We start from the raw sequence: 21670 nt of genomic DNA on the forward strand, positions 1-21670 counted from the left end.
TTGAACCCGCGCCCGGCGGTTACTCCACCGTCACCGACTTGGCCAGGTTGCGCGGCTTGTCGACATCGGTGCCGCGCGACAGCGCGACGTGGTACGCCAGCAACTGCACCGGGATGGTGTGCATGATCGGGCTCAGCACGCCGACATGGCGCGGCGCGCGGATCACGTGGACGCCCTCGGAGGCGCCGAACTCGCTGTCCTCGTCGGTGAACACGAACAGCTCGCCGCCGCGCGCGCGGACCTCCTGCATGTTCGACTTGACCTTCTCCAGCAGGCGGTCGTTGGGTGCGATCACCACCACCGGCATGGCGGCGTCGACCAGTGCCAGCGGGCCGTGCTTGAGCTCGCCGGCCGGGTAGGCCTCGGCGTGGATGTAGGAGATTTCCTTGAGCTTGAGCGCGCCTTCCAGCGCGATCGGATAGTGCACGCCGCGGCCTAGGAACAATGCATGGTCGCGCGGCGCGAACTTCTCTGCCCAGGCGCTGATCTGCGGCTCCAGGTTGAGCGCGTGCTGCACGCTGCCGGGCAGGTGGCGCAGGGCGTCGAGGTGCTCGGCTTCCTGGGCGGCGTCGAGTCGGCCGTGCAGCTTGGCGAGCGTCGCGGTGAGGGTGAACAGCGCGACCAGCTGGGTGGTGAAGGCCTTGGTCGAGGCGACGCCGATTTCGGCGCCGGCGCGGGTGTAGTAGACCAGCCGGCTGGCGCGCGGGATCGCGCTCTCGGGCACGTTGCAGATCGACAGCGTGCGGTCGTGGCCGAGCGACTTGGCGTACTTCAGCGCCTCCATCGTGTCGAGGGTTTCGCCCGACTGCGAGATGGTGACGACCAGGTGCTTCGGGTTGGCGACCGCGGTGCGGTAGCGGTACTCGCTGGCGATCTCGACCGAGCACGGCAGCCCGGCAATCGCCTCGATCCAGTAGCGCGCGGTCAGGCCGGCGTAATAGCTGGTGCCGCAGGCGAGGATCTGCACGCCCTCGATGTCGCGCAGGACCTGCGCCGCGTCGGCGCCGAACAGTTCCGGCGCGAAGCCGGCGTTGTCGATCACCGCCTCGATGGTGTCGGCGATCGCACGCGGCTGCTCGTGGATCTCCTTCTGCATGAAGTGGCTGTACGGGCCGAGTTCCAGCGATGCCAGTGACACGTCCGACAGGTGCACTTCGCGCTCGACCGGCGCGCCGGCCTCGTCGAACACGCGCACCGACTCGCGGGTGACCTCGGCGGTGTCGCCCTCTTCGAGGAAGATCACCTTGCGGGTCGCCTGGATGATCGCCGAGACGTCGCTGGCGACGAAGTTCTCGCCGTCGCCGAGGCCGACCAGCAGCGGGCAGCCCATGCGCGCGGCGATCATCCGGCCCGGCTCCTTGCGGCTGACCACGGCCAGGGCGAATGCGCCGTGCAGCTCGCCAACCGCGTGTTGCACCGCTGCCAGCAGGTCCAAGCCCTGGGCGAGGAAGGAATGGATCAGGTGGGCGATGACCTCAGTGTCGGTTTCCGACTCGAACTCGTAGCCCATCGCGCGCAACCTGTCGCGCTGCGCATCGTGGTTCTCGATGATGCCGTTGTGCACCAGCGCCACGCCGTGGCTGACGTGCGGATGGGCGTTGGCTTCGGTCACCCCACCATGCGTCGCCCAACGCGTGTGGCCGATGCCGACCTGTGCCTGGAAGCCCTCGGCCTGCGCCGCACCCTCCATCTCCGAGACGCGGCCGGTGCGACGCACGCGGCGCACGTCGGCGCCATCGAGCACGGCGATGCCGGCGGAGTCATAGCCGCGGTATTCGAGCCGCTTCAGGCCTTCGATCAGGACGGGTACCACATCGCGATCAGCGATCGCGCCGACGATTCCACACATAGGGGAGCAGCTCCTGCAGTTATCGGCACAGTTTAACGGGCGACGCACCCGTCCGCCGGACACCGGGGCGTCCGTACGGACTCCGGCGGACGCGGCCATGGCGGAAGATTTCCATTCCAATCAACAACTTGAGAGTTGGCACGGGATATGCGTCTACCAAGGCAAGATCCACGGGAACCCCACATGAGCATCCGCGACACCTCCGGCCAGGACCAGACCATCACCCCGGCCTCCCCGTTCGCCCGCAAGCGCAGGCAATGGCTGATCGGCGGCGCAGCCGGACTGGCGCTGTTGCTGCTGGTCGGCTGGCTGGTCACCGCCTGGAGCGGTGGCAGCCGTTCGTACGACGCCTCGCGGCTGCGCATCGCCGAGGTCACCCGCGGCGACCTGGTCCGTGACATCTCCGCCGATGGCCGGATCATCGCCGCCAACAGCCCGACCCTGTACGCGATCGCCGGTGGCACCGTCACCCTCGACGTGGTCGCCGGTGACGTGGTCGAGAAGGGCCAGGCGCTGGCGGTGATCGACAGCCCGGAGCTGCGCAGCGAACTCGCGCAGGAAGAAGCGACGCTGGCCAGCCTGGAGGCCGAGGCCGGTCGCGCCTCGCTGGACGCGCAGATCGCGCGTTCGGCGGCGCGACAGAACCTCGACAAGGCCGAAATCGACCGCCAGGCCGCCGAGCGCGACCTGGAGCGCAACAAGACCGCCTACGAGGGCGGCGCGGTGGCGAAGATCGACGTCGCCCGCGCGCAGGACGAGTTGAAGAAGGCCGAACTCGGCCTCGCCCACGCGCGGCGCGAGTACAGCCTGCAGGGCAAGGGCGCCGGGCTCGACAGCCGCAACAAGCAACTGCTTGCCGATCGCCAGCGCGCGGTCGTCAACGAGTTGCAGCGGCAGGTCGATGCATTGACCCTGCGCGCGCCGTTCGACGGCCAGGTCGGCCAGGTGCTGGTCGACCAGCGCGCCAACGTCGCCGCCAATACGCCGGTGCTCGGGGTGGTCGACCTGACCCGCTTCGAAGTCGAGATCAAGGTACCCGAGAGCTTCGCCCGCGACCTGGCGATCGGCATGCCGGCGCAGCTGTCGGGCGGCCGCGGCGAGTTCGCGGCGAAGGTGTCCGCGGTGTCGCCTGAAGTGGTCAACGGCGAAGTCACCGGCCGCCTGCGCTTCACCGACAAACAGCCGCCCGGCCTGCGCCAGAACCAGCGCATGCGCGCGCGGATCCTGCTCGACACCCGCGAGGACGTGCTGCAGGTCGAACGCGGCCCGTTCCTGGAACAGGGCGGCGGCACCCGCGCCTACGTGGTCGACGACGGCAGCGCCGTGCTGACCCCCATCCGCACCGGCGTCAGCAGCCTCGGCGCGGTCGAAATCCTCGAAGGCCTGCAGGTCGGCGACCGGGTGGTCGTCTCCGGCAGCGACCAGTTCGGCGATGCCCCCGAAGTCCGGATATCAGGAGACTGACCATGAACACCCGCTCGCCCTTCCCGTTCCCCGACCAGCTCAACTGGACCTCGCAGGACCTGGCCGATGCCGTGCCGCTGCGCCTGTCCGAGCTGTTCGCATTCGACGCGTCGCTGGCCGGCATCGTCGCCGGCGACAGCGCCAACCCCACCGCCGCGACGCGTGCGCAGCAGGGCAGCTACCTGCCCGCGCCGCCATCGTCGACCGGCTTCCGCATCCGCTGACACGCGGACCAGCCAGCCACGTCCACCCACCTTTTCCTGATCGAGCCACACCGCCGGAGCCCAACATGCTGCACATGCAAGCCGTCACCAAGGTCTACCGCACCGAACTGGTCGAAACGCACGCGCTGCGCTCGCTCGACCTGCACGTGCGCGAAGGCGAGTTCGTCGCCGTCACCGGGCCGTCGGGCTCGGGCAAGACCACCTTCCTCAACATCGCCGGGTTGCTGGAGTCGTTCACCGGCGGCACCTACAAGCTCGATGGCGAGGATGTGTCCAGCCTGTCCGACGACGCCCGGTCGCGTCTGCGCAACCGCAAGATCGGCTTCATCTTCCAGAGCTTCAACCTGATCCCCGACCTCAACCTGTTCGACAACGTCGACGTGCCGCTGCGCTACCGCGGGATGTCGGCGTCCGACCGCAGGCAACGCATCGAGGAGTCGCTGGCGCGCGTCGGTCTGGGTTCGCGCATGAAGCATTACCCGGCCGAACTGTCCGGCGGACAGCAACAGCGTGCCGCGATCGCGCGTGCGCTGGCCGGCAGCCCCCGCCTGCTGCTGGCCGACGAACCGACCGGCAACCTCGACTCGCAGATGGCCCGCGGCGTGCTGGAGATGCTCGAACAGATCAACGCCGAGGGCACCACCATCGTGATGGTCACCCACGACCCGGAGCTGGCCGCGCGCGCGCAGCGCAACGTGCACATCGTCGACGGCATGGCGACCGACATCTCGGCCGACCGCGGGCTGGCCAGGGCGACGGAACCGGCCGCCGCGACCACCGCAGACGACTGAGGCCGCCGTGCTCGCCTACTACCTCGACCTGGCCCTGCGCAGCCTGCGCCGCAACCCGGTGCTGACCGCGCTGATGGTGCTCGCGATCGCGATCGGCATCGGTGCCAGCATGACCACGCTGACGGTGTTCCACGTGCTGTCCGGGGACCCGGTACCGGGTCGCAGCGGCAGCCTGTTCTATGCGCAGGTCGATGCCTGGCCCGACGCGAGCACACCAGAAGGAGAACCTGTCGACGTCATCGACCACCGTTCCGCGATGGACCTGTGGACCGCGGCTCGCGCGGATCGCCAGACGCTGGTCAACGACAGCCCGGTCAAGGTCTACCCGCCGGACGCCGCCCAGCCACCGTTGATGACCACGATGCTGTCGACCACCGCGGATTTCTTCCCGATGTTCGACGTGCCGTTCCGCCATGGCGGCGGCTGGCAGGCATCCGACGACGAACAGCGCGCGCGGGTCGCGGTGATTTCTTCCGACCTCAACGACCGGTTGTTCGATGGCGCCAACAGCATCGGCCGCAGCCTGCGCGCGCGCGACACCACCCTGCGCATCATCGGCGTGCTGGACGACTGGCGGCCGTCGCCGCAGTTCTACACCGTCGCCGGCGGCAGTTTCAGTGATGGCGACACGAGCTACTTCTACCGGGAGCCGCAGGATGTGTTCACGCCGTTCTCGACCGGCGTCGAGGTCAACGACGGCCACTTCCAGCAATTCACCTGCTGGGGCGTACCCGAGACCCCCGGGCGCCTGGTGGACTCGCCCTGCGTCTGGATCGGACTGTGGGTGCAGCTCGACAGCCCGGCCAAAGTCGCCGACTACCGGCGCTTCCTGGCCGGCTACGCCGCCGAACAGAAGGCGCTGGGACGCATCGGAAGCGCCGGCAACACCCGCCTGCGCACCCTGATGGAATGGCTCGACTACAACCGCGCGGTGCCCGGCGACGTGCGCCTGCAGGCCTGGCTGGCGCTGTCGTTCCTGGTCATCTGCCTGTTCAACACGGTCGGCCTGCTGCTGGCCAAGTTCCTGCGCCGCAGCGGCGAGATCGGCGTGCGCCGCGCACTGGGCGCCAGCCGTGGCGCGGTGTTCGCGCAGTGCCTGGTCGAGGCCGGGGTGATCGGCCTGCTCGGCGGGGTCGGCGGCTGGCTGCTGACGATGCTCGGGCTGTGGCTGGTGCGGCGGCAGTCGACCGACTACGCCGACCTCGCGCAGCTGGACCCGCTGATGTTCCTGTCCACGTTCGCCCTCGCCATCGTCGCCAGCCTGCTGGCCGGCGTGCTGCCCGCCTGGCGCGCCAGCCGGATCGCGCCGGGGCTGCAACTCAAGACCCTGTAACGGAGCCCCCATGCAGATCGGACTCATCCTTGCGGCACTGCAGCGGCACCGGCTCGCGGCGCTGATGATCGCGCTGGAGATCGCCCTGGCGTGCGCGGTGCTGTGCAACGCCTGCTTCCTGATCGCCGAACGCATGCAGGCGATGCGCATCGACACCGGCGTCGACGAAGCGGCACTGGCAGTGGTGCGGCTGGACGGCTACGACGAATCCCGCGCGACCGACCTCAACGCCCGAATGCTGGCCGGACTGGCGGCGCTCCCCGGCGTGCAGTCGGCCAGCGCGATCAACGCCGTGCCGTTCGGCCCGCGCGCCGGCACCGCCGGCATCAAACTCGATCCGGAAGGCAAGCATTTCGGCGGCGTGGTCGACTTCTACGTCGGCGGACCCGGCAGCCTGGAGGCGCTGGACGTACGGATCGTCGCCGGGCGGGCGCCGGAAGCCGGCGACTACCAGCCGATGGCCGGCTTCCTGCCGAGTGATGCGTCGGTGCTGGTCACCCGCGCGCTCGCCGAGCACCTGTGGCCGGGCGCCGACCCGCTGGGTCGCGAGTTCTGGATGAGCGACTGGCATTACCGCGTCGTCGGCGTGATCGACCACCTCGCCATCCCCGCCCCCGGCAGCCGTGGCCCCGCCAGCACCGAATGGTCGGTGTTCGTTCCCGCCCGGCCCGGTCCAGGCCTGACCGGCAACTACCTGCTGCGCGGCGAGCCCGGCCGCATGGCGGCGATCATCGACGACGCGCGGACGCTTGCGACCCGGATCGCGCCCGACGCGGTGCTGGTGGACGAGGAAAGCCGCACGCTCGGCGAACTGCGCGCGCGCTACTTCGAACAGGACCGCGACATGACCGGCCTGCTGGTCGGCGTGGTCGTCGCACTGCTGCTGGTGACCGCGCTGGGCATCGTCGGGCTGGCCAGCTTCTGGGTCGCGCAACGGCGCAAGCAGATCGGCATCCGGCGTGCGCTGGGCGCCACCCGCGGCGACATCCTGCGCTACTTCCAGACCGAGAACTTCCTGATCGTCACGTTCGGCGTGGTGCTCGGGATGGTGCTCGCCTATGCCATCAACCTGGGGCTGATGCAGCGCTACGAGTTGCCGCGTCTGCCGGCGATGTACCTGCCGGTCGGCGCGGTCACGCTGTGGCTGCTCGGCCAGCTCGCCGTGCTCGGACCGGCCCGGCGCGCGGCGTCGGTGCCGCCGGCGGTGGCGACGCGTTCGGTCTGACCCCACTCCCTTTCAACGCTCTTGCCCGAGGCCACCACGATGTTCCGCAACAGCATGTTCGGCTACTACTTCGACCTCGCCCTGCGCAGCTTCCGGCGCAACAAGGTGCTGACCGCATTGATGGTGCTGGCGATCGCGCTCGGCATCGGCGCCAGCATGACCACGCTGACGGTGTTCCACGTGCTGTCCGGCGATCCGCTGCCGGGCAAGAGCCACACGGTGTTCTACCCGCAGATCGAGCCGCGTTCGATGGGTGGGTTCGTGCCAGGCGAGGAACCGTCGGAACAATGGACCCGCTTCGATGCGGAAGCATTGCTGCGCGATGCCAAGGGCGACCGCCAGGCGATGATGTCCGGCGGCGCGGTCGCGGTCGAACCGCAGATCGAGGGACTGGCGCCGTTCTACGCCGACGCGCGCTACACGTCCGCCGATTTCTTCCCGATGTTCGAGTTGCCGTTCGCCCACGGCAAGGGCTGGGGGGCCGCCGAGGACAGCGCCAGTGCGCGCGTCGCGGTGATCTCCGCCGCACTCAACGAGAAGCTGTTCGGCGGTGGCGACAGCGTCGGCAGGACCATCCAGCTCGACCAGCAGACGTTCCAGGTGATCGGCGTGCTGGACGAATGGCGGCCGACGCCGCGCTTCTACGACCTGACCAACACCCGCTACGGTGAGGTCGAACAGGTGTTCCTGCCGTTCTCGACCTCGCGCGCGCTGGAATTGGGTACCAGCGGCAACATGAACTGCTGGGAGCCCGTGGGCGATGCCGGCGACGACGGCGGCAACTACTCGATCAATGCGCCATGCGCCTGGATCCAGTACTGGGTCGAGCTGGACAGCCCGGAGAAGGTCGATGCGTACGAGCGCTACCTGGTGAACTACTCGGACCAGCAGCGCGCCGCGGGCCGGTTCGAGCGTCCCACCAATGTGCGCCTGCGCGACGTGATGGGCTGGCTCGACTACAACGGCGCCGTCCCCGGCGACGTGCGCCTGCAGGTGTGGCTGGCGATGGGCTTCCTGCTGGTCTGCCTGGTCAATACCGTCGGCCTGCTGCTGGCCAAGTTCCTGCGCCGCTCCACCGAGATCGGCGTGCGCCGCGCGCTGGGTGCATCGCGCCGCGCGATCTTCGCGCAGTGCCTGGTCGAGGCCGGGACGATTGGCCTGGCCGGCGGCGTGCTCGGCCTCGGGCTCGCGCTGCTGGGCCTGTGGGGCGTGCGCCAGCAACCGACGGGTTACGCCGAGCTCGCCCAGCTGGACGCCGGCATGTTGCTGCTCACGTTCGTCATCGCGGTCGTCGCAAGCCTGCTGGCCGGCATGTTGCCGGCGTGGCGCGCCTGCCAGATCACCCCCGCCATCCAGCTCAAGAGCCAGTGAGGCACGTCATGGCCGATATCCGTCCCATCCTGTCCACCCTGCGTCGCCACAAGACCGCCGCCGCGCTGATCGTGCTGGAGGTCGCGCTGAGCTGCGCGATCATCTGCAACGCGGTATTCCTGATCAACGATCGCCTGCAGCGCATGGACCGGCCGAGCGGACTGGCCGAGTCGGAGATCGTCCGGGTGCAACTGGCCGGCATCGGCCGCGACGACAACGCCGAGGCGCTCAGCCGCGAGGACGTCGCGGCGTTGAGCGCGATGCCCGGGGTCAAGTCCGTGGCATTGACCAACCAGCTGCCGTTCGCCAACTCCTCGTGGAACAGCTCGGTCAACCTGGCCGAGGAACAGCAGATCCCCAACCTCAACGCGGCGACCTACCTGGGCGACGAGTTGTTGCTGGAGACACTGGGCCTGCGCCTGGTGGCCGGGCGCGACTTCACCCCGGACGAGTACGTCGACTGGAGCGTGTTCAGCGAACCGGGCTCGACGGTCCAGCCGCACTCGATAATCATCACCCGCGCGATGGCCGAACGGCTGTACCCCGGCGAGGACGCGATCGGCAAGCAGCTCTACACCTGGGGCGAGGAGCCCTACCGGGTGGTCGGCGTGGTCGAGCACCTGATCCGGCCCAATGAGAACGGTGGTCCGTCGGAGGTCCAGCTGTCGATGATCCTGCCCATCCGTGTGCCGTTCACCATCGGCAGCAACTACGTGTTGCGCACCGACCCGGACCGGCGCGAGGAAGTGCTCAAGGCCGCGGTGGCCACGCTCGACAAGGTCAACCCGAACCGGATCCTGATGGAACACGAGACCATGCAGCAGACCCGCGCCGACTACTACGCGCAGGACCGCTCGATGGCCTGGCTGCTGATCGCGGTGATCGTCGGCCTGCTGGTGGTGACCGCGCTGGGCATCATCGGCCTGGCCAGCTTCTGGGTGCAGCAGCGGACCAAGCAGATCGGCGTGCGGCGCGCGCTCGGCGCGACCCGCGGGCAGATCCTGCGCTACTTCCAGACCGAGAACTTCCTGCTGGCGACGGTCGGCATCGTGATCGGGATGGCGCTGGCCTACGGCATCAACCTGATGCTGATGGAACGCTACGAACTGGCGCGGCTGCCGGCGATCTACCTGCCTGTCGGCGCGGTCGCGCTGTGGCTGCTGGGGCAGGTCGCGGTGTTCGGCCCGGCCCGGCGCGCGGCGGCGGTGCCGCCGGCGGTGGCGACGCGCAGCGTCTGACCGTCGCCTCCAGTACGCTTGCCCGATGCCGACCGTCCTGATCATCGACGACAACCCCTCCGTTGCCATGGCGCTGGAGGTGCTGTTCTCGCTGCACGACATCGATACCTGCGCGGCGGGCAGCCCGGAGGAAGGCCTGGCCGTGCTGGAGCGCGCGTCGGTCGACCTGGTGGTACAGGACATGAACTTCCGCGCCGACACCACGTCCGGCGAGGAAGGCCTGGCGCTGTTCGGCGAGATCCGCGCACGCCACCCGGACCTGCCCGTGATCCTTCTGACCGCGTGGACGCACCTGGAGTCGGCGGTCGACCTGGTCAAGGCCGGCGCCGCCGATTACCTGGCCAAGCCCTGGGACGACCGCAAGCTGCTGGCGACGGTCAACAACCTGCTGGAACTGTCCGAGGCGCGACGCGAACTGCAACGCCACCGCCAGGGCGAGCGCCGCCGCCGCGATGCGCTGGAACGCGATTACGACCTGCGCGGACTGGTCTACGCCGACGCCGCCAGCGAGCGCCTGCTGTCGCTGGCCTGCCAGGTCGCGCGCTCGGATCTGCCGGTGCTGGTCACCGGGCCCAATGGCGCTGGCAAGGAGAAGTTCGCGGAGATCGTGCACGCCAATTCGGCGGTCCGCGATGGTCCGCTCGTCGCGCTCAACTGCGGCGCGCTTCCGGGCGACCTGATCGAGGCCGAGCTGTTCGGCGCCGAGGCCGGGGCCTACACCGGCGCCAACCGCGCGCGCGAGGGCAAGTTCGAGGCGGCCGATGGCGGCACCCTGTTCCTCGACGAAATCGGCACCCTGCCGCCGGCCGGCCAGGTCAAGCTGTTGCGGGTGCTGGAGACCGGGCGCTTCGAGCGCCTTGGCGGCAACCGCGAACGCACGGTCAAGGTCCGCATCGTCAGCGCGACCAACGCCGACCTGCCCGCGCTGATTGCCGACGGCCGCTTCCGCGAGGACCTGTACTACCGGCTCAATGCGATCGAGTTGAAGCTGCCGCCGCTGGCCGAGCGGCCCGACGACATCCTGCCGCTGGCGCGCCACTTCCTGCCGCCCGGCAAGCTGCTCGACGCGGGCACCGAGCGTGCGTTGCTCGGCCACGCCTGGCCCGGCAACGTGCGCGAGTTGCGCAACGTGCTGCAGCGCGCCGCGTTGCTGGCCCGCGGCGACCGCATCCTCGCGGCCGACCTCGGCTTGCCGCCGCCGCGTGCCGGGACCGCCCCGACCGCGGGTACCGACGAACCCGACCGCGCCGACATCGAGGCCGCACTCCAGCGCAACGGCGGCGTGCTGGCCCAGGCCGCCGCCGAGCTGGGGCTGTCGCGACAGGCGCTCTATCGTCGCCTCGACCGGCTCGGCATCAAGCGCGACTGATGGCCTGACGATGCGCTGGACACGCCGCCTGCCGCTGAGCCTGATCTTCACCGCGTTGGCGCTGCTGCACGCCGCGGGCGTGGCCGCGCTGGCCCTGTGGATCGCGCCATGGCTGGCGCGGCCGTGGATGGCGTGGGCGATCGCCGTCGCGATCGACATTCCATTGCTCGCCTATCACGTGCGCCGCGCATTCGCGCCGATGAACTCGCTGTTCCGCACCCTCGCCGGCACCGTCGCCAGCTACCGCGACGGCGACTACGGATTCAGCCTGTCCCCGACCGGCCACGGCGAGCTGGGCGAACTGGTCGGTGCGCACAACCGTCTCGGCGACACGTTGAGGGAACAACGCCAGGCCCTGGTCCAGCGCGAACTGCTGCTCGACACCATGGTGCAGAACACGCCGGTGGCGATGCTGCTGGTGGATCCCTCGCGGCGCGTCGTGCATGCCAACCTGGCCGCGCGCAAGCTGCTGGGCGAGGGCCGCAAGCTCGAAGGGCAATCGTTCGACGCGCTGGTGGCGCGCGCGCCCGAGGCCCTGCGTGACGCCATGGAGCGCGGCGGCGACGGCATGTTCACCGTCGGCGACGAAGACAACGAAGACATCTACCACCTCGCCCGACGCCAGTTCCGGCTCAACGGCCGCCACCACGAACTGGTGCTGCTGCGGGTGCTGACCGCCGAGTTGCGCCGGCAGGAAGTGCAGACCTGGAAGAAGGTGATCCGGGTGATCAGCCACGAACTCAACAATTCGCTGGCGCCGATCGCGTCGCTCGCGCACTCCGGCGCCGAGCTGCTGCGCCGAGGCCAGTACGAACGCCTGCCGGTCGCGTTGACCACGATCGAGGAGCGCGCGCGTCACCTGGAGGGTTTCATCCGCGACTACGCCCGGTTCGCCAAGCTGCCGGCGCCACGGCGCGAGTCGGTCGCGTGGGGACGGTTCATCGCGCAGCTGCGGACCCAGGTCGAGTTCGCCTGCGACGACAAGGATGCCATCGAGAATGGCGTGGCCCGCTTCGATGCCGCGCAGATGGAACAGGGGCTGCTGAACCTGCTCAAGAACGCCCATGAATCCGGCTCCAGGCCCGGCGACGTGCGGCTGTCGCTGCGCCGCGCCCACGACGCCTGGCGGATCGACGTGCTCGACCGCGGCAGCGGCATGAACGAGGCGGTGCTGGCCAACGCGCTGCTGCCGTTCTACTCGACCAAGCGCCACGGCACCGGCCTGGGCCTGGCCCTGGCGCGCGAGATCGCCGAAGCGCATGGCGGCCGCATCGCCCTGCTCAATCGCGAAGGCGGCGGCCTGTGCGTGTCGCTGGTATTGCCGGACTAGCAACCCCTCGACCGCTGGCTTTCTTTCTGTAGGAGCGACGTAAGTCGCGAAAGCCTCAGCACCCGCCGGCGATGGACGACCATTGGCCCGGAAGCGGCGCCCGCGTATCGGGTTTTCGCGCGTACCACCATGGCCGGAACATCAGGGCATTCGCGACTTACGTCGCTCCTACAGTGGTAGCCGCAGCCTCCAGAGTGCCCGCTACTTCTTCTCCGGCCGCTGCCAGCCTTCGATCACCGTCTGCCGCGACCGCGCGACGCTGAGCTTCCCGGCCGGCGCCGGATGGGTGATCACCGAGCCCGCGGCCACCGTCGCCCCCTCGCCCACCGTCACCGGCGCCACCAGCGAACTGTTGGAGCCAATGAAGGCGCCATCCCCGATCGTGGTGCGCGACTTGTTCACGCCGTCGTAGTTGCAGGTGATCGTGCCCGCGCCGATGTTGACGCCGCTGCCGATCACCGCATCGCCGAGGTAGGTCAGGTGGTTGGCCTTGCTGGACACGCCCATCCGGGTGTTCTTGGTCTCGACGAAGTTGCCGACATGCGCGCCGTCGGCCAGCACCGTGCCCGGCCGCAGCCGCGCGAACGGGCCGATGGTGCCGGCGCCCTCGACCACCGCGCCGTCGAGGTCGCAATGCGCCCGCACTTCGGTGCCGGGCCCGAGCCGGACGTTGCGCAAGCGGCAGAACGGGCCGATGCGTACGCCGTCGGCAAGCTCGACCGTGCCCTCCAGCACGACGTCGACATCGATCTCGACATCGTGCCCGACCGTCACCTCGCCGCGCACGTCGATCCGTGCCGGGTCGGCCAGGCGCGCGCCGGCCACGCAGAGCGCCCGCGCGGCACGCCGCTGGTAGGCCCGTTCGAGCTGGGCCAGCTGCCAGGGGTCGTTGGCGCCCTCGACCTCGACCGGATCGTGCACGTGGACCATCTCGGCGGCGCTGAACTCGCCGGACGCGGCGGCGAACACGTCGGTCAGGTAGTACTCGGCCTGCGCGTTGTCGTTGCCCAGGCGCTCCAGCCAGCGGCGCAGCGGCTCGCCGTCGGCGACCAGGATGCCGGTGTTGACGGTGTTGATCTCGCGCTCCTCGTCGCTGGCGTCCTTCTGCTCGACGATGCGCGCGACGTTGCCCTCGGCGTCACGCAGCACCCGGCCATAGCCGGTCGGATCCTTCAGGTCGGCGACCAGCACCGCGATCCGGCCCGGTGCCTGCAACAGGCTTTGCAGGGTCCCGGCGGTGATCAACGGCACGTCGCCGTACAGCACCAGCACCCGCGCGCCCGACGGCACGCCCGGCATCGCCTGCAGCAGCGCATGGCCGGTACCGAGCCGCTCGACCTGCTCCGCCCAGTGCAGGTCGGGCTGGTCGGCGAACGCGTCGCGCACCTGCTCGCCGCCGTGGCCGTAGACGACGTGGATGCCCGCCGGCCGCAGATCGCGCGCGGTGGCGATCGCATGGCCCAGCATCGGCCGCCCGGCGATCTTCTGCAGCACCTTCGGCAGCGCCGACTTCATGCGCTTGCCTTCTCCGGCGGCGAGGATGACGACGTGCAGTGGTGCGGTCATGCGGACTCCGTGGCTGGAACTGTCGGCCCCAATTCTAGCCGGCGCCGCCTGCTAGGATGCGCCGGTGCCGAATCCACGATCGAACCCCCATATCCCGCGCGCGGATCGAACCGCATGAGCCTGTCGCGCCAGGGGCGCCACTACCTGCTGATCGGAGGCATCCAGTGGTTGCTGGACTGGGCGGTGATGGTCGTGCTCAGCCACTGGGGCATGCCGGTCGAGCCGGCCAACATCGCCGGCCGGGTCTGCGGGGCGATGCTGGGGTTCTGGCTCAACGGCCGGATCACCTTCGCCGGCGACGACACCCGGGTCGGTCGGCGGCAGTTCCTGCGCTTCGTGCTGATGTGGCTGCTGACCACCGCGATCAGCACCTGGTCGATCGGCGCGATCGACGATGCGGTCGGCCTGAAGTGGACCTGGCTGGCCAAGCCCGGCGTCGAGGTCGTGCTTGGCGGACTCGGCTTCCTGCTGTCGCGGCACTGGGTCTACCGCCGCTGAAAAAAAACGCCGGCGCGAAGCCGGCGTTCTCGTAACGGGATCGATCCCGCTCAGTGCTTCATGTTCTTGCGCAGGCGCTCCAGCGCCGACAGCTGGGCCATGACTTCGGCCAGCTTCTGCTGCGCCTCGGCGATCTCCATCGGCTCGGCACGGCGCGCAAGCACGCGCTCGGCCTCTTCCTTGGCGGCGCGGACGGCGGCCTCGTCGATGTCCTGGGCGCGGATCGCGGTGTCGGCCAGCACGGTCACGACCTGCGGCTGCACCTCGAGGATGCCGCCGGACACGGCGAAGTCCATGTGCTCGCCGTTGGGCAGGGTCACCACGACCTTGCCCGGCTTGAGGCGGGTGATCAGCGGCGCGTGTTTGGGCGCGATGCCGAGTTCGCCGAGCTCGCCGGTGGCGACCAGCAGTACGGCCTCGCCGTGGAAGATCTCTTCCTCGGCACTGACGATGTCGCAACGGAAGGTGGATGCCATCTGGTGTCTCGCTTTGCTCGGAGGGAAGAACCGCTGCCGGCGTCACGCGATGCGCGGCGCCGGCCGGTGATCAGGCGGCTTCGCCGGTGATCTTCTTGCCCTTCTCGACGGCTTCCTCGATCGAGCCGACCATGTAGAACGCCTGCTCCGGCAGGTGGTCGTACTCGCCGTCGACAATGCCCTTGAAGCCGCGGATGGTGTCCTTCAGCGGCACGTACTTGCCCGGCGAGCCGGTGAACACCTCGGCGACGTGGAACGGCTGGCTGAAGAAGCGCTCGATCTTGCGCGCGCGCGACACGGCCTGCTTGTCCTCTTCCGACAGCTCGTCCATGCCGAGGATCGCGATGATGTCCTTCAGCTCCTTGTACTTCTGCAGGGTCATCTGCACGCGGCGCGCGGTGTCGTAGTGCTCGTTGCCGATCACGTTCGGGTCCATCATGCGCGAGGTCGAGTCGAGCGGATCGACCGCCGGGTAGATACCCAGCGAGGCGATGCTGCGCGAGAGCGCGACGGTGGAGTCGAGGTGGGCGAAGGTGGTCGCCGGCGACGGGTCGGTGTAGTCATCCGCGGGCACGTACACGGCCTGGATCGAGGTGATCGAGCCGGTCTTGGTCGAGGTGATGCGCTCCTGCAGCACGCCCATTTCCTCGGCCAGGGTCGGCTGGTAGCCCACCGCCGACGGCATGCGGCCCAGCAGCGCCGAGACCTCGGTGCCGGCCAGGGTGTAGCGGTAGATGTTGTCGACGAAGAACAGCACGTCGCGGCCCTTGCCCGACGCGTCCTTCTCGTCGCGGAAGTACTCGGCCATGGTCAGGCCGGTCAGGGCGACGCGCAGGCGGTTGCCCGGCGGCTCGTTCATCTGGCCGTAGACCATCGCCACCTTGTCGAGGACGTTGGAGTCCTTCATCTCGTGGTAGAAGTCGTTGCCCTCGCGGGTACGCTCACCGACGCCGGCGAACACCGACAGGCCTTCGTGCGCCTTGGCGATGTTGTTGATCAGCTCCATCATGTTGACGGTCTTGCCGACGCCGGCGCCGCCGAACAGGCCGACCTTGCCGCCCTTGGCGAACGGACACATCAGGTCGATGACCTTGATGCCGGTTTCCAGCAGTTCGTTGGCCGCGGCCTGCTCTTCATAGGTCGGCGCGTCGCGGTGGATTTCCCACTGGTCGGTCGACTCGACCGGGCCGGCCTCGTCGATCGGGGTGCCGAGCACGTCCATGATGCGGCCCAGGGTGCCCTTGCCGACCGGCACGGCGATGCCGCGGCCGGTGTTGGTCGCCACCAGGTTGCGCTTGAGGCCGTCGGTGGAGCCCAGCGCGATCGCGCGGACCACGCCATCGCCCAGCTGCTGCTGCACTTCCAGCGTGATGTCGGTGTTCTCGACCTTCAACGCGTTGTACACGCGCGGCACGGACTCGCGCGGGAACTCGACGTCGACGACGGCACCGATGATCTGAACGATCTTGCCCTGGCTCATGATGTTTCCTCGTAGCTCTCAATTGCTGCTTTGCCGGCCGCACGTCGCGACCCGCAGGATGGGTTGTCAGACCGCCGCGGCGCCGCCGACGATTTCCGAGATTTCCTGGGTGATCGCCGCCTGCCGGGCCTTGTTGTAGACCAGTTGCAGGGTGTCGATCAGCTTGTTGGCGTTGTCGCTCGCCGCCTTCATCGCGACCATGCGCGCGGCATGCTCGGAGGCGACGTTCTCCAGCACCGCCTGGTACACCAGCGACTCGACATAGCGGGTCATCACGTGGTCCAGCACCGCTTGGGCGCTCGGCTCGTAGATGTAGTCCCAGTCGTGCCGGGCGATCTGCGTTTCCGGCTCCGGCAGCGGCAACAGCTGGTCGAAGCTGGCCTTCTGGGTCATCGTGTTGACGAAGCCGTTGTAGGCCAGGAACACGCGGTCGATGTTGCCGTCGCTGTAGCCGTCGAGCATCACCTTGACCACGCCGACCAGCTGCTCGAGCTTCGGTGCATCACCCAGGTGGCTGACCGACGCCAGCATGTTGACCTTGAGCCGGCGGAAGAACACCGAGGCCTTCTGGCCGATGGTCACCACGTCGACCTCGACGCCCTGGTCGTGCCACTGGCGGATCTCGACCAGCAGCTTGCGGAACAGGTTGTTGTTGAGGCCGCCGGCGAGGCCGCGGTCGGACGACACGATCAGGTAGCCGACCCGCTTCGGATCCTTGCGCTCGATCATGTACGGGTGGCGGTAATCGGAATTGGCCTGGGCCAGGTGGCCGATCACCTGCTTCATCACCCGCGCATACGGACGCGAGGTCTTCATCCGATCCTGCGCCTTGCGGATCTTCGAGGCCGAGACCATCTCGAGCGCGCGCGTCACCTTGCGGGTGTTCTGCACGCTCTTGATCTTGGTTTTGATTTCGCGTCCGCCTGCCATCGTCGTGCCCGCCTTACCAGGTGCCGGTCTGCTTGAACTCTTCGATGCCCTTCTTGAACTGGGCCTCGATCTCGTCGTTCCAGTTGCCGCTGGCGTTGACCTTCTCGACCAGCTCGCCCTGGGTGTTGGCGAAATGGGCGTGCAGGCCTTCCTCGAACGCCATGATCTTGTTGACCGCGACGTCGTCGAGGTAGCCCTCGTTGACGGCGTAGATCGACAGCGCCTGCATCGCGATCGACATCGGCGCGTACTGCTTCTGCTTCATCAGCTCGGTGACGCGCTGGCCGCGCTCGAGCTGCTTGCGGGTGGCTTCGTCCAGGTCCGAGGCGAACTGCGCGAACGCGGCCAGCTCACGGTACTGGGCAAGCGCGATGCGGATGCCGCCCGACAGCTTCTTGATGATCTTGGTCTGGGCCGAGCCACCGACGCGCGACACGGAGATGCCGGCGTTCACGGCCGGGCGGATGCCCGCGTTGAACAGGTCGGTCTCGAGGAAGATCTGGCCATCGGTGATCGAGATCACGTTGGTCGGCACGAACGCGGAGACGTCGCCGGCCTGGGTCTCGATGATCGGCAGCGCGGTCAGCGAACCGGTCTGGCCCTTGACCTCGCCGTTGGTGAACTTCTCGACGTAGTCCTCGGACACGCGCGCGGCGCGCTCGAGCAGGCGGCTGTGCAGGTAGAACACGTCGCCCGGATAGGCTTCACGGCCCGGCGGGCGCTTCAGCAGCAGCGAGATCTGGCGGTACGCCACGGCCTGCTTGGACAGGTCGTCGTACACGATCAGCGCGTCCTGGCCGCGGTCCATGAAGTACTCGCCCATGGTGCAGCCGGCGTAGGCGCTGATGTACTGCATCGCCGGCGACTCGGACGCGGTCGCGGCGACCACGATGGTGTGGTCCATCGCGCCGTTTTCTTCCAGCTTGCGCACGATGTTGGCGACGGTCGAGGCCTTCTGGCCGATCGCCACGTACACGCACTTGATGCCGGTGCCCTTCTGGTTGATCACCGCATCGATCGCCATCGCGGTCTTGCCGGTCTGGCGGTCGCCGATGACCAGCTCGCGTTGGCCGCGGCCGATCGGGATCATCGCGTCGACCGACTTGTAGCCGGTCTGCACCGGCTGGTCGACCGACTTGCGCCAGATCACGCCCGGGGCGACGCGCTCGACCGGCGCCGACAGCTTGGCGTCGATCGGACCCTTGCCGTCGATCGGCTCGCCCAGCGCGTTGACCACGCGACCGAGCAGTTCCGGGCCGACCGGCACTTCGAGGATGCGGCCGGTGGTCTTGGCGACGTCGCCCTCGACCAGATGCTCGTAGTCACCCAGGACCACGGCGCCGACCGAGTCGCGCTCCAGGTTGAGCGCGAGCGCGAACGTATTGTTCGGCAGCTCGATCATTTCGCCCTGCATGACGTCGGCGAGGCCGTGGATGCGCACGATGCCGTCGGACACCGAGGTGACCGAGCCTTCGTTGCGCGACTCCGCGGACAGCTTGACCTTCTCGATGCGGGTCTTGATCAGTTCGCTGATTTCGGACGGGTTGAGCTGGGTGGTTGCCATCTTCTTTTCCTGGTTGGGCGGGTCGGACCCGCCTTCGCGTTCGGCGGACACCGGTCCGCCCACGTGTTGCCTTGTCAGTGGGCCAGTGCGCCCTGCAGCCGTTCGAGCTTGCCCTTGAGCGAGCCGTCGATCACCACGTCGCCGGCGTCGATCACCGCGCCGCCGATCAGCGACGGGTCAACCGCCGTCTCGATCTCGACCTCGCGGTTGAAACGACGCTTCAGTCCCGCGCGGATCGCCTCGAGCTCGGCCGCGGGCAGCTCGCTGGCCGCGGTCACCCGCGCCTTGACGATCCGCTCGGCCTCGGCGCGCAGTTGCTCGAACAGCCCGGCGATCTCCGGCAGCAGCGCCAGCCGGTGGTTCTCGGCGAGCAGGCCGATGAAGCGCCGCAACTCCTCGTCGGCGCCGTCGGTGGCGAGCAGGGCGACCGCGTCGCCGTTCGACAGTTGCGGGTGCGACAGCAGCGACTGCACGCGCGGGTCGGCCGCGACCTGCGCGGCGAACGCGAGTGCCTGCGACCACGACGCGGCACGGCCGTCGTTGCGCGAGGCGGCGAACGCGGCGCGTGCATACGGGCGGGCGAGGGTCAGGGACTGGCTCATTGCTTGGGGCTCATCGCTTGGGGCATCGGGTCAGTGCGCGGTCACAGCTGCGCGGCGAGGTCGTCGAGCAGCGCCTTGTGGGCGTTGGCATCGATCTCGCGCCGGAGCAGCTTCTCGGCACCGCTGACGGCCAGCACCGAGACCTGCTTGCGCAGGTCCTCGCGCGCACGGTTCTGTGCGGCGACGATCTCGGCGTCGGCCATCGCCTTCTGGCGGGTGGCTTCCACCGCGGCGTCGGTCTTGGCCTGCTCGACGATCTGGTTTCCGCGCTGGTGCGCCTGCTCGATGATCTCGTTGGCCTTGACCCGTGCCTCGCGCAGCGCGGCATCGGCGCTCTGCTGCGCCTGGGCGAGGTCCTGCTGGCTGCGCTCGGCAGCCGCCAGGCCCTCGGCGATCTTCTTCTGGCGCTCTTCGATGGCCGCGTTCAGCGGCGGCCAGATGAACTTCATCGTGAACCAGACAAGGATCGCGAAGGAGAGCATCTGACCGAAGAAAGTCATGTTGGGATTCATGACGGGTCCTCGACGTTACTGGCATGGACCGGCCGCGATGGCCGGTCCGGGGGCGCGACGACCCGCGCCGAAGCACGGGCCATCGTGCGGCTCATCAACCCTGGGTGGTCGCCTGGGCGGCCTTGACTTCGCCGACCAGCGGGTTGGCGAAGCCGAAGAACAGGGCGACGGCCAGGCCGATGATGAACGCGGCGTCGATCAGGCCGGCGAGCAGGAACATGCGGCCCTGCAGCATCGGCACCAGCTCCGGCTGGCGAGCGGCCGACTCGAGGAACTTGGCACCCATGATCGCGATGCCGAGGCAGGCGCCGAGCGCGCCGAGGCCGATGATGATGCCGATCGCGATGGCGGTCAGACCCTGAACGTTGGCGATGAACTCCATGGTGTTTCTCCTGGGTAAAGGCTGTTGCTTGAAGTGGATGGAACGAAGGTTGGAACTGGAAACCGGTGTTGCGGCAGGACTCAGTGGCTCTCGCGGGCGCCGGCGATGTAGACGACCGTGAGGATCATGAAGATGAAGGCCTGCAGCAGGATGATCAGGATGTGGAAGACCGCCCAGGCCGCGTTGGCGATGATGCCCGGCACGAAGGTGATCCAGCTGGCGAACAGGCCGGCGATCAGCATGAACACCAGTTCGCCGCCGTACATGTTGCCGAACAGTCGCATCGCCAGTGACACCGGCTTGACCAGCCACTCGATGACGTTCATCAGCAGGTTGAACGGGGCGAGCACGACGGCCATGAAGCCGTGCGCGTGGAACGGCGAGGTCAGCAGCTCCTTGCCGAAGCCGAAGCCGCCCTTGGCCGACCAGGCGTGGCCGATCAGGATCAGGAACACCGAGGCGGAGATGCCGAAGGTGGTGTTGAGGTCGGCGGTCGGGACCAGGCGCCAGTAGGTGTGGTGCGCGGCCTCTTCACCGGCGACGGTGTGCACGCCCCAGCCGACCATGTCGAGCGGGATCAGGTCCATCGTGTTCATGAACACGATCCAGACGAAGATCGTCAGCGCCAGCGGCGTGACCGAGCGGCGGTCGCCGTGGAAGGTGTCCTTGACCTGGCCGTCGACGAACTCGACGATGATCTCGACGAAGGCCTGGCCCTTGCTCGGCACGCCCGGCGTCGCGCGACGCGCGGCGAGGCCGAACCACAGGATGAACACGAGCCCCAGCACCAGGCCGACCAACCACGAGTCGAGGTTGAACTGCCCGCCGAACACCTCGACAGTGTTATGCGTCAGGTGGTGCTGGATGTATTCGTTCAGGCCGCCCGGACCGGTCTGCTCACTCACGAAAGACACCTTATCGTTTCAGAATCTGGGCCAGCACGAAGGCCAGCGTCGCAGCCAGCAAGCCGGCCAGCATCGGCAGTGGCGGCAACCCGAACCCGGCCATCCCGAGTACGAACACCACAAGCACCACCACCCACTTCACCACCACTCCGGCCAGCAGGCGCGCGATTGCCGCGCCCGCGGGCTGGACTCCACCGCCGAGGGCCATGAAGGCCGCCGCGGCGCCTCCGGTGACCAGCGCACCGCCCCCCACCAGAGCCCCAAGCGCCGAAGGCATGCCGTGGGGAAGGAGGGCCAGTGCGACCAGCGCCGTCGCACCCGCCTGGAAGACAGTCGCGCGCAACGCCAGCCGGCGGCCTGCGGACATGGGATCGTGCACGCGGGGTTCGTCGGTCCGGAGGGTTGGGCGACAAGCGCCCGATGGAGCCGCGGAATTATAGAGTCGAAGGCCGCCGCCGGCAACCGCCAGAGGCCATTACCGGTAGATGCCGTGTCCGCTTCAGATGAACAGGGCCGCACGCCCGGGAACCTTCGGCCTGGGGCGCCGGTCTGAGCATTCGG

At 68.6% G+C, this 21670-nt stretch carries 21 protein-coding genes; 10 read left to right on the plus strand and 11 right to left on the minus strand.

Annotated features, from left to right (window positions below; genetic code table 11):
- Positions 1–19: 19 nt before the first annotated feature.
- Positions 20–1849: a glutamine--fructose-6-phosphate transaminase (isomerizing) gene (glmS, locus tag ACT9AS_RS03955; protein ID WP_445098805.1), complete on the minus strand. Its 1830-nt coding sequence runs from the start codon at positions 1847–1849 to the stop codon at positions 20–22.
- A 183-nt stretch (positions 1850–2032) separates the two neighbouring features.
- On the opposite strand from glmS, the gene ACT9AS_RS03960 reads away from it, so the two are divergent.
- The 9 genes from ACT9AS_RS03960 to ACT9AS_RS04000 all read left to right on the plus strand — a co-directional run bounded on the left by ACT9AS_RS03960 (position 2033) and on the right by ACT9AS_RS04000 (position 12194).
- The gene (locus tag ACT9AS_RS03960; protein WP_445098806.1) at positions 2033–3313 is read left to right on the plus strand and encodes an efflux RND transporter periplasmic adaptor subunit; all 1281 of its coding nucleotides are present in this window, start codon (positions 2033–2035) and stop codon (positions 3311–3313) included.
- A gap of 2 nt (positions 3314–3315) precedes the next feature.
- On the plus strand, positions 3316–3537 hold the full coding sequence (locus ACT9AS_RS03965) for a hypothetical protein (protein WP_445098807.1): 222 nt from the start codon (positions 3316–3318) through the stop codon (positions 3535–3537).
- A gap of 65 nt (positions 3538–3602) precedes the next feature.
- Positions 3603–4328 (plus strand): ATP-binding cassette domain-containing protein, encoded by a 726-nt coding sequence (locus ACT9AS_RS03970; RefSeq protein ID WP_445098808.1) that lies wholly within the window; start codon positions 3603–3605, stop codon positions 4326–4328.
- Between the two features lie 7 nt (positions 4329–4335).
- Positions 4336–5661: an ABC transporter permease gene (locus ACT9AS_RS03975; RefSeq protein WP_445098809.1), complete on the plus strand. Its 1326-nt coding sequence runs from the start codon at positions 4336–4338 to the stop codon at positions 5659–5661.
- A 10-nt stretch (positions 5662–5671) separates the two neighbouring features.
- Positions 5672–6886, plus strand: a complete 1215-nt coding sequence (locus tag ACT9AS_RS03980; protein WP_445098810.1) for an FtsX-like permease family protein — start codon at positions 5672–5674, stop codon at positions 6884–6886.
- Positions 6887–6940: 54 nt separating this feature from the next.
- The gene (locus tag ACT9AS_RS03985) at positions 6941–8257 is read left to right on the plus strand and encodes an ABC transporter permease (RefSeq protein ID WP_445099029.1); all 1317 of its coding nucleotides are present in this window, start codon (positions 6941–6943) and stop codon (positions 8255–8257) included.
- 8 nt (positions 8258–8265) lie between these two features.
- Complete coding sequence (locus tag ACT9AS_RS03990; protein ID WP_445098811.1) at positions 8266–9495, plus strand: FtsX-like permease family protein; 1230 nt, start codon at positions 8266–8268, stop codon at positions 9493–9495.
- Between the two features lie 25 nt (positions 9496–9520).
- Positions 9521–10864 carry a sigma 54-interacting transcriptional regulator gene (locus ACT9AS_RS03995; protein ID WP_445098812.1) on the plus strand — a complete coding sequence of 448 codons (1344 nt, stop codon included), beginning with the start codon at positions 9521–9523 and terminating at the stop codon, positions 10862–10864.
- Positions 10865–10874: 10 nt separating this feature from the next.
- Complete coding sequence (locus ACT9AS_RS04000) at positions 10875–12194, plus strand: ATP-binding protein (protein WP_445098813.1); 1320 nt, start codon at positions 10875–10877, stop codon at positions 12192–12194.
- A gap of 201 nt (positions 12195–12395) precedes the next feature.
- Here ACT9AS_RS04000 and glmU read toward each other — a convergent pair whose 3' ends face one another.
- The gene (gene glmU / locus ACT9AS_RS04005) at positions 12396–13760 is read right to left on the minus strand and encodes a bifunctional UDP-N-acetylglucosamine diphosphorylase/glucosamine-1-phosphate N-acetyltransferase GlmU (protein WP_445098814.1); all 1365 of its coding nucleotides are present in this window, start codon (positions 13758–13760) and stop codon (positions 12396–12398) included.
- 114 nt (positions 13761–13874) lie between these two features.
- Between glmU and ACT9AS_RS04010 the strand changes: the two genes are divergently transcribed.
- On the plus strand, positions 13875–14258 hold the full coding sequence (locus ACT9AS_RS04010) for a GtrA family protein (RefSeq protein ID WP_445098815.1): 384 nt from the start codon (positions 13875–13877) through the stop codon (positions 14256–14258).
- Positions 14259–14308: 50 nt separating this feature from the next.
- On the opposite strand, the gene ACT9AS_RS04015 is transcribed toward ACT9AS_RS04010, so the two are convergent.
- The 9 genes from ACT9AS_RS04015 to ACT9AS_RS04055 all read right to left on the minus strand — a co-directional run bounded on the left by ACT9AS_RS04015 (position 14309) and on the right by ACT9AS_RS04055 (position 21488).
- Positions 14309–14734, minus strand: coding sequence for a F0F1 ATP synthase subunit epsilon (locus ACT9AS_RS04015; protein ID WP_445098816.1), 426 nt, complete (start codon positions 14732–14734; stop codon positions 14309–14311).
- A 70-nt stretch (positions 14735–14804) separates the two neighbouring features.
- Positions 14805–16214 (minus strand): F0F1 ATP synthase subunit beta, encoded by a 1410-nt coding sequence (atpD, locus tag ACT9AS_RS04020; protein ID WP_445098817.1) that lies wholly within the window; start codon positions 16212–16214, stop codon positions 14805–14807.
- A 66-nt stretch (positions 16215–16280) separates the two neighbouring features.
- On the minus strand, positions 16281–17144 hold the full coding sequence (gene atpG, locus ACT9AS_RS04025; protein ID WP_445098818.1) for a F0F1 ATP synthase subunit gamma: 864 nt from the start codon (positions 17142–17144) through the stop codon (positions 16281–16283).
- 13 nt (positions 17145–17157) lie between these two features.
- The gene (atpA, locus tag ACT9AS_RS04030) at positions 17158–18708 is read right to left on the minus strand and encodes a F0F1 ATP synthase subunit alpha (RefSeq protein ID WP_445098819.1); all 1551 of its coding nucleotides are present in this window, start codon (positions 18706–18708) and stop codon (positions 17158–17160) included.
- A gap of 74 nt (positions 18709–18782) precedes the next feature.
- Positions 18783–19310 (minus strand): F0F1 ATP synthase subunit delta, encoded by a 528-nt coding sequence (locus ACT9AS_RS04035; RefSeq protein ID WP_445098820.1) that lies wholly within the window; start codon positions 19308–19310, stop codon positions 18783–18785.
- A 41-nt stretch (positions 19311–19351) separates the two neighbouring features.
- Positions 19352–19822 (minus strand): F0F1 ATP synthase subunit B, encoded by a 471-nt coding sequence (locus ACT9AS_RS04040; RefSeq protein WP_445098821.1) that lies wholly within the window; start codon positions 19820–19822, stop codon positions 19352–19354.
- A gap of 94 nt (positions 19823–19916) precedes the next feature.
- The gene (gene atpE / locus ACT9AS_RS04045; protein WP_445098822.1) at positions 19917–20204 is read right to left on the minus strand and encodes a F0F1 ATP synthase subunit C; all 288 of its coding nucleotides are present in this window, start codon (positions 20202–20204) and stop codon (positions 19917–19919) included.
- 80 nt (positions 20205–20284) lie between these two features.
- Positions 20285–21109, minus strand: a complete 825-nt coding sequence (atpB, locus tag ACT9AS_RS04050) for a F0F1 ATP synthase subunit A (protein WP_445098823.1) — start codon at positions 21107–21109, stop codon at positions 20285–20287.
- Between the two features lie 10 nt (positions 21110–21119).
- Positions 21120–21488, minus strand: coding sequence for a hypothetical protein (locus ACT9AS_RS04055; protein ID WP_445098824.1), 369 nt, complete (start codon positions 21486–21488; stop codon positions 21120–21122).
- Between the last annotated feature and the right edge of the window lie 182 nt (positions 21489–21670).

The organism is Lysobacter sp. F60174L2 (genome assembly GCF_052547135.1).